Below are 7302 nucleotides of genomic sequence, written 5' to 3'. Positions count from 1 at the left end.
ATTGCAACTACATCCGCCTTGGGGAGATATTTTGGAATATCTTCTTCTTGTAAGTCATTTTTTCTTGGATGCTTTTCAAAAATATACATTTTTTTAAATTGCCGCCCTATTTTTTCTAAGAAGGGAAAGTGGCCTATTATTCCGACAACTTTTTCTCTTCCTTTTTCTATAATTATTTCTTGTGCATTAATGGTTCTCAATTTTTCTTGTTCAATCGGTAAAGCACTATTGATTGCTGCCATTCCCAAAGACGCTTCTAACCAGTTTTCAGAAAATACATACTGACCGAGTTCTTTCACACTTTTGTTATTCAAATTACCAGCTTCTCTTATGCCTTGATGAGGCGTTTCCTTCTCTTGTATAGTACTTGCTAATCCAAGATTTTTACTCCAAACCACAGTATCAAATACGCCTGCAAATACCTCTTTCACCGGATATGATGAAATGCTTTCTGCCAAGTCATCTAAAACTTTCATCTGAAAATACCTTTCTTGCCACGATCCCCAATTAAGCCCGTTCCTGACGAGCTCAGGAATTGGGGACACGAACTAATCGGTCTCGGCGCCCAGACGGACACCAACAATATTTTATTAACCACAGATTCACCCCGTGTAATAGTGAAGCGTTTTATATTACACGGGGTAAACACTGATTATATTTTATTATAATTTTACTTTGAATGTTTTCTAACCTCTAACTAAGGTGGACCCATAACTCTTGTTTTCTGCTTTTTTATAATCTTCTAAAGTATCTATATCCAGAAGGATCGCTTCGTCTTCTACTTCTGCTAAGGTATATCCTTTTTTATTTATGAATATTTTCAGATTTGAGTTTTTTGGTTCAGCAAGTATTTCATTAATCAAATATGATTTAATTAGGACAGGATGGCCTTTTCTGCCTTTATAAGATGGGATAACAATATCTCCTTGAATAGACAGCATTTTTTTATATACCGCTTCTTTAACAAATGGGACATCTCCTGGAAGCAAGAAAAACTTGTCTGATTTTATGTGCTGGATGCCAGTTTTTACTGAACTGAACATACCTTTTTTATAATTCCTATTAAAAATTATGTCAACTTTGGGATATTTTTTCAAAATTTCTTTTATTATCTCAATCTTGTATCCACCAACCACAATAATTCTTGAGCAGATATCATACATTCCTTGTATGCTGTGTTCAATCATTGTCTTGTTATCAATCATCAATTCCATTTTGAAAATTCCAGCTCTTTTTGAAAAACCTGCTGCAAGAACAATACCTTCTATATCCATAATACTTCTTTTTGCCACAGATTTGAACTGATAAAAAAACCTTTTTTGCCTTTGATTAGTCTGTGTATGTCGGTGGCTTTAGAAATTTTCCATACCCTTTTTTAGCTACTATTCCTTTTTTATAGTCGTAGATGACCTTTCCTCTTAATATAGTTTTGATTATTTTTCCCTCAAATTTCATCCCTTCAAACGGAGTGATTTTTCCTTTTGAATAAAATTCTTCTCCTTTCACAATCCAATCTTTTTTAGGATTGGCTAAAACAAAATCTGCATCTTTACCGACTTCTATTGAACCTTTTTTATTGAAAATTCCATATCTTTTCGCAGCATTTTCTGAAGTTATTTCTACAAATTTGATTAAGCTAAGTCTTCCTTTCATAAATCCTTCTGAAAACATATAAGGAAATAATGTTCCACATCCGGGGATACCAGCATAGTCTGTCCAAATAGAACCGGTCTTTTTTGCTTTTTCTGGACAAGGGGCATGGTCAGATGCAACGAAATTGATAGAACCATTTGATAAGTATTTCCATAATTTTTCCTTATTTGGAGATGATTTCACAGGAGGAGTTGTCTTTAAAGGCGAACCAATTTTTTCAAAATCATTTATATCAAATTCAAGATAATGTGGTTCTGTCTCGCAAGTGGCATTACTTTTACTAACAATTTTGGCGGCCTTTGCCGTTCCTATATGAACAATATGTAAATTAGCATCAAAATGTTTTGCAATTTTTATTGCTGTTGAAACTGCAATAATTTCTGCTTTTTCAGGACGAGAAGCATAATAGTGTATTGACAAGTGCCCCTCTTTTTTAGCAATCTCGGTTGCTTTTTTGACATAATTATAGTCCTCAGCATGGAGGAGAATTGGCAAATTCAGTTCTTTTGCTTTTATTAAAACTTTTTTAAATTGAGAAAGATTCAATTGTCCGAAAGTCTCCATACCAGAAATGAAATATGTTTTGAAACCGAGTACAAATCTGGACAGTTCTTCCATATTTTGTAAATAACCTTCTTCAAAGGACCTGGAAGAAACACCACCATATAATCCGAAATCTACTATTGCCTTTTTCTTTATAATATTTAGTTTTGTAAAGAGATTGTTTATATTTGTTACTGGGGGAATGGAAGTGCACGGCATATCAATAACTGTAGTAATTCCACCAGAAGCAGCTGCACAAGTTCCATGATAAAAATCTTCATTAAAAGTATATCCGGGCTCATCAAAGTGGACATGCGGGTCAATCCCACCTGGAAAAATAAGAAGTCCGTCTGCATCAAGAATTTTAGTGTCTTCTGATAAATTCTTTCCTATTTCAGTAATTTTCTCTTGTTCAACTTTTATATCAACATCTAAAAATTTATCTTCTCCCAAAAGAGCAACTTTTCCGTTTTTGATAATCATATTAAATAATTTCCTGATTTTTCATTGATTTTACTTTTTATAAATGTAAAGAAAAATAGTCAAGAGAAAAAAGGATTAATTTAGTCTAAATTTTCTGGTATTTCTATTGAATTGGTTGAATCAGTTGAATCGGTTGAATCAGTATCATAACTTTAAATAAATTGACATTTATAATGGAAATCTATATTTAAAGATAATAAATGTGAAAGTTTTGGAATATTTAAGTATTAATTGTAGAGAGGCAATGCTATGAAAAAATTATTAATGTTTGGATTAATGAGTTTATTATTTTTCTTCAATATTTATGGCAATTCAGCAGACTCCACATTTGTAACACTTGATAATCTATTTTTCGGTTCAGATTCCACTTTTGAAGTTATGACATGGAACCTACAAAATTTTCCAAAGAATAAAGAGACTACTGTTGATTATGTTGCTAAGGTTATTTATTATCTTGATGTAGATATAGTTGGTTTTCAGGAAATCCAAAGTGATTCTTCATTTACTGTTTTGATAGAAAAATTAAATCAGATTGATTCTGTGAATGTATGGGATGGCTATCGTGCAAATACTGATGAATGGGAAATGAATCTTGCTTATTTGTATAAAAAAGTTGATGATATTGCTGTAGGAAAAATTTATGAGATTTATACAGATGACCAATACGCATTTCCCCGACATCCGTTAGTAATGGAATTGCTATATGAAAAAACGCCAATTTTAATAATCAACAATCATCTGAAAGCAATGGGCGGAGAGAAGAACGAAGCAAGAAGAAGAGATGCTAATAAAAAATTAAAGAGATTTGTAGATGAGAATCACTCCAATTCTGAGGTAATAATTCTTGGTGATTTGAATGATAATATTGCTGAACCAGAAAAGCAGAATGTATTCTGGAATTTTATTGGAGATTCAGATAATTATACTTTTGCAGATATGGAAATTGCTGCAGATACTACTTCTGATTGGTCATATCCATATTGGCCCAGTCATTTAGACCATATACTTATTACTAATGAACTTTTTGATGAATTGGAGAATGAAGGTTCAACAATAAAAACAATCACCATTGATAAGTATTTAGAAGGCAATTGGGATGCTTATTACAAGAATATCTCAGACCATCGTCCGGTTGCCATAAAACTTAGATTTGCTGAATAATTTTTGTAGAATGAAAAGATTAAAATTAAAACGATTTCATAAGTACATACTAACTTAAATTAATAAAGCAGAAAATCAATTGAAAAATATAATCATTGTTTTCACAATTCTTTTATTTAATTCTTCATTGTTTTGTACAACTGTAAAAAAAACAGATAGACTTGAGAATATCTTAATCTATATAAGAGTTAATTATAAAAAGGTACAAAAAAAATGAAATATTCTAAAATTTCTTCTAAATTAGATAAACTGTTGAAACAGTTGCTATTTTCTAACTTACGAGAAGCCCACAACTTAAGTTGTGGGCTAATAAAAACCCATTTTAGCAATAACCGTTTCAACGGTTTTTCATCATACTAATCTGACTTTTTAGAGTGGACTCATATAATTAAGCGAAAGTAAATATTTAATTTCAATATCATATATTACAAGTATAAAGTATAAAGAAGTAGTTCAATTGTTGAATTGAAAATAGTCTTGAATAATTTCTTGTGTGAATTAAGGTGGCACGCCCACCCCGATTTGAACAGGGAACCTTCTGATCCGTAGTCAGATGCTCTATCCAATTGAGCTATGGGCGCGATAAAATTTCAAATTAAAAATTGTAAATTCAAGATCAGAATAAATAAAAAATGGTGCAGAAGAGGGGACTCGAACCCCTACATCCTTATCGGACACAAGATCCTTAGTCTTGCACGTCTGCCAGTTCCGCCACTTCTGCACTAAATAAAAATTATTCTTCAGTAGGTTCAGGTAAAACTTCAAAACCTTCAGGTAATGGAGTGGGCTCTTCTTTTTGGGAAGATTCGTCTATTGCTTTTTGAAGTTCTTTAGAAACCTCTCCACCTCCTTTACCTTTCTTTTGCGGTCTGGTAGTTAAAGCAAGAAGAATTGTTACAACCATAAAAGTTACACCTAAAACTTTTGTGGCTTTTTTAAGAAATGACGATGCTTCTTGACCCCCGAATAGAGTATCACTGCTTCCTCCACCAAATGCACCGCCCAGACCTCCACCTTTGCTTGATTGCAAAAGCACAGAAATTATTAAACTAATACAAACCAAAACATGAATTATAAGTAAAAGAGTATACATAAATTTCTATTCCATTCCTATTTTTAAATAACATAAATATAGAATTAACTTTTTGATGTCAACCCTGTTAGAAAAAAATTTCTAACAGGGTCAATTATTTTAGGAATTTGTAATTTGTTCCAATCTTATCATAAACTTCAGACATTGTTTGTGCGGTGATTTCTTTACTTTTTCTTATTCCTTCATTCAGCACATCTTTTAAATAATCTCTATTATTTTTTAGTTTAATAAGATTTTCTCTAATTGGTGCCAACTCAGCAGCAATATTGTTTGATAGGATTTTTTTACAATCCAGGCAACCAATATCAGCGGTTTTACACCCATTATTAACATAATTTATTTGCTCTTTTGTAGAGACTAACTTATGTAGAGAAAAAATATTACATACTTCTGGATTGCCCGGGTCATTCCTACGAATTCTTTGTGGGTCAGTTACAGCAGTTGATAATTTTTTCCAGATTTCTTCAGATGTTTCATCAAGATAGATACAGTTTTCCAGAGATTTACCCATCTTACTATTTCCATCCAAACCTTTTATAAGAGCACCTGAACTGGTGATTGCTTTCGGTTCCGGGAAAGTTTGCCCGAAAGTATTGTTAAATCTTCGGACAATCTCTCTTGTCAGCTCCAGATGTGGTAGTTGGTCTTCACCCACTGGCACCGCATCTGCTTTGTATAAAATAATATCAGCTGTCATAAGAGCCGGATAATCAAGGAGACCCATATTTAAGCTTGTGGTAAATTGTTTAGCTTTATCTTTAAAGGTTGGGACTCTTTCCAGCCAGGGAATTGGAGTAATTGTATTTAATATCCAGGCGAGCTCTGTGTGTTCTTTAACCTGAGATTGAAGCATTAAGATGCTTTTTTGAGGATCAAGTCCTGCTGCAATATAACTGGCAGCACAATCAATTACTCTTTCCTCTAACTCTTTAGGCTCATAGGGAACAGTTATAGCATGGTAGTCAACAATTCCCCAAACGCATTGATATTCATTTTGAAGAGGAATCCAATTTTTTATTGCTCCAAGATAATTTCCAATATGCAATCTTCCACTCGGCTGTATTCCACTAAATATTCTTTTTCTCGATTGATCAGGACTTTTACTTTGTTTCAGCATTTTTGACTTCATAATTTTAAACCTTCTCTTTCTAGATATTCTTTAATTTTCTTTACAAATTCTTTTGCTCTATTGAGAACTTTTAAGGCTTTAGTTTTATCTATTACTGGTTCAAAACTATAATCTCCAATTAATCTTTCATCATAAACAATATTTATGTTTTTGCCCAAGGGCAGAAGGGAAAATTCCTGTTTTGACAAAATATTGACCAAACAGAGATATAACACTTTTATGAGAAGAAAACTTTAGATCTTTGGTTAAAAGCACAGCTTCAGCAGAATAAAACATAGCATAATATGAACGGGAAACAGAAGAATCAAAATCATTATTTTCTAAAAGTAATTTTGAAGAATTTAGAGATTTGTCTGCTCTCTCAATTAATTTCTCTATCTTTTCTTTCATATTGTAATTCCTTGTAAACTTATATTATAATTTAACGGCCATTCTAAATCTTCTAATTCTTTTTCAGTAATTGGATAAACTGAAATTAATTCGCCAGAATTGCATCCAATATCATAAATAAGGTTATGAATACGCTCTAGTTCTGCAATTTTATCTATATTTCCTTTAAATACAATGGCAATATCTAAATCTGAATCAGAGTTTGCTTCATCTCTTGCAAAGGAACCATATAAAATTATAGCTTTCAATTTATTACCATAATAATTTGTAAGAGTTATTTTGATATTATTTAAGACTTTTTTTATATTGAATCTTATGCTTTTATTTTTTTTATTTATCATTTATCCTTCTTATTAGTAAAAGGTGTGATAAATCCTATCATATCATACTCCAATGAATCTTGTATTTTGACACAAACAATATCACCAACATTAACATCCGCATCTTGCAGATATACGATACCATCAATATCAGGAGCATCAAACTCTGTGCGACATTCAAAAATGGAATCCGCAATTTTTTTGTCAACAATAACCTTTAATTTTTGTCCCACAAATTTTTCAAGTATTTTTTTAGAGATATTTTGCTGACATTCCATAATAGCATCCAATCTTCTATGTTTTATCCTTTCCGGAATTTGTTCTTTTAGTTTTGCAGCCTCTGTTCCTTCTTCTTGTGAATAGACAAAACAACCTAATTTTGAAAATCTTTGTGTTTTTACAAAGTCTAATAATTCCTGAAATTCGCCCCCTGTTTCTCCAGGAAAGCCAACAATAAGAGATGTTCGCAAAGCAACATCAGGAATTATCTTTCTTATTAAATTTAATTTTTGTATAATCTCTTTTTTTGA

General features: G+C 31.9%; 10 protein-coding genes and 2 tRNA genes. 1 reads left to right on the top strand and 11 read right to left on the bottom strand.

Annotated elements, in window-relative coordinates; genetic code table 11:
- From U9R23_07995 to allB, 3 genes are all read right to left on the bottom strand, one after another.
- The coding region (locus U9R23_07995) for a DUF4213 domain-containing proteins (GenBank protein MEA3476361.1) at positions 1-476 on the bottom strand (476 nt) is incomplete at its 3' end.
- A 210-nt stretch (positions 477-686) separates the two neighbouring features.
- Positions 687-1274, bottom strand: coding sequence for a nucleotidyltransferase family protein (locus U9R23_07990; protein ID MEA3476360.1), 588 nt, complete (start codon positions 1272-1274; stop codon positions 687-689).
- Between the two features lie 55 nt (positions 1275-1329).
- Complete coding sequence (gene allB / locus U9R23_07985; protein ID MEA3476359.1) at positions 1330-2679, bottom strand: allantoinase AllB; 1350 nt, start codon at positions 2677-2679, stop codon at positions 1330-1332.
- A gap of 249 nt (positions 2680-2928) precedes the next feature.
- Between allB and U9R23_07980 the strand changes: the two genes are divergently transcribed.
- A complete protein-coding gene (locus U9R23_07980) occupies positions 2929-3840 on the top strand; it encodes an endonuclease/exonuclease/phosphatase family protein (GenBank protein ID MEA3476358.1) in 912 nt (303 codons plus the stop codon).
- 504 nt (positions 3841-4344) lie between these two features.
- Here U9R23_07980 and U9R23_07975 read toward each other — a convergent pair.
- The 8 genes from U9R23_07975 to U9R23_07940 form a co-directional block, all read right to left on the bottom strand.
- Positions 4345-4421, bottom strand: a tRNA-Arg gene (locus U9R23_07975).
- A 52-nt stretch (positions 4422-4473) separates the two neighbouring features.
- A tRNA-Leu gene (locus U9R23_07970) sits at positions 4474-4561 on the bottom strand.
- Positions 4562-4573: 12 nt separating this feature from the next.
- Positions 4574-4933, bottom strand: coding sequence for a preprotein translocase subunit SecG (gene secG, locus U9R23_07965; protein ID MEA3476357.1), 360 nt, complete (start codon positions 4931-4933; stop codon positions 4574-4576).
- Between the two features lie 94 nt (positions 4934-5027).
- Complete coding sequence (trpS, locus tag U9R23_07960) at positions 5028-6062, bottom strand: tryptophan--tRNA ligase (GenBank protein MEA3476356.1); 1035 nt, start codon at positions 6060-6062, stop codon at positions 5028-5030.
- Positions 6059-6220, bottom strand: coding sequence for a hypothetical protein (locus tag U9R23_07955; protein MEA3476355.1), 162 nt, complete (start codon positions 6218-6220; stop codon positions 6059-6061). Before U9R23_07955 ends, trpS begins: the two co-directional genes overlap by 4 nt.
- Positions 6192-6452 carry a HEPN domain-containing protein gene (locus U9R23_07950; protein ID MEA3476354.1) on the bottom strand — a complete coding sequence of 87 codons (261 nt, stop codon included), beginning with the start codon at positions 6450-6452 and terminating at the stop codon, positions 6192-6194. Before U9R23_07950 ends, U9R23_07955 begins: the two co-directional genes overlap by 29 nt.
- Positions 6449-6793, bottom strand: a complete 345-nt coding sequence (locus U9R23_07945) for a nucleotidyltransferase domain-containing protein (GenBank protein MEA3476353.1) — start codon at positions 6791-6793, stop codon at positions 6449-6451. Before U9R23_07945 ends, U9R23_07950 begins: the two co-directional genes overlap by 4 nt.
- On the bottom strand, positions 6790-7302 hold a 513-nt coding region (locus tag U9R23_07940; protein ID MEA3476352.1), incomplete at its 5' end, for a 30S ribosomal protein S12 methylthiotransferase RimO. The genes U9R23_07945 and U9R23_07940, both read right to left, overlap by 4 nt.

The organism is Candidatus Cloacimonadota bacterium, from assembly GCA_034722995.1.
Taxonomy (GTDB): domain Bacteria; phylum Cloacimonadota; class Cloacimonadia; order JGIOTU-2; family JGIOTU-2; genus JAGMCF01.
Note: the sequence above shows the minus strand (reverse complement) of the source record. Positions and strands in the feature narration are given on the sequence as shown.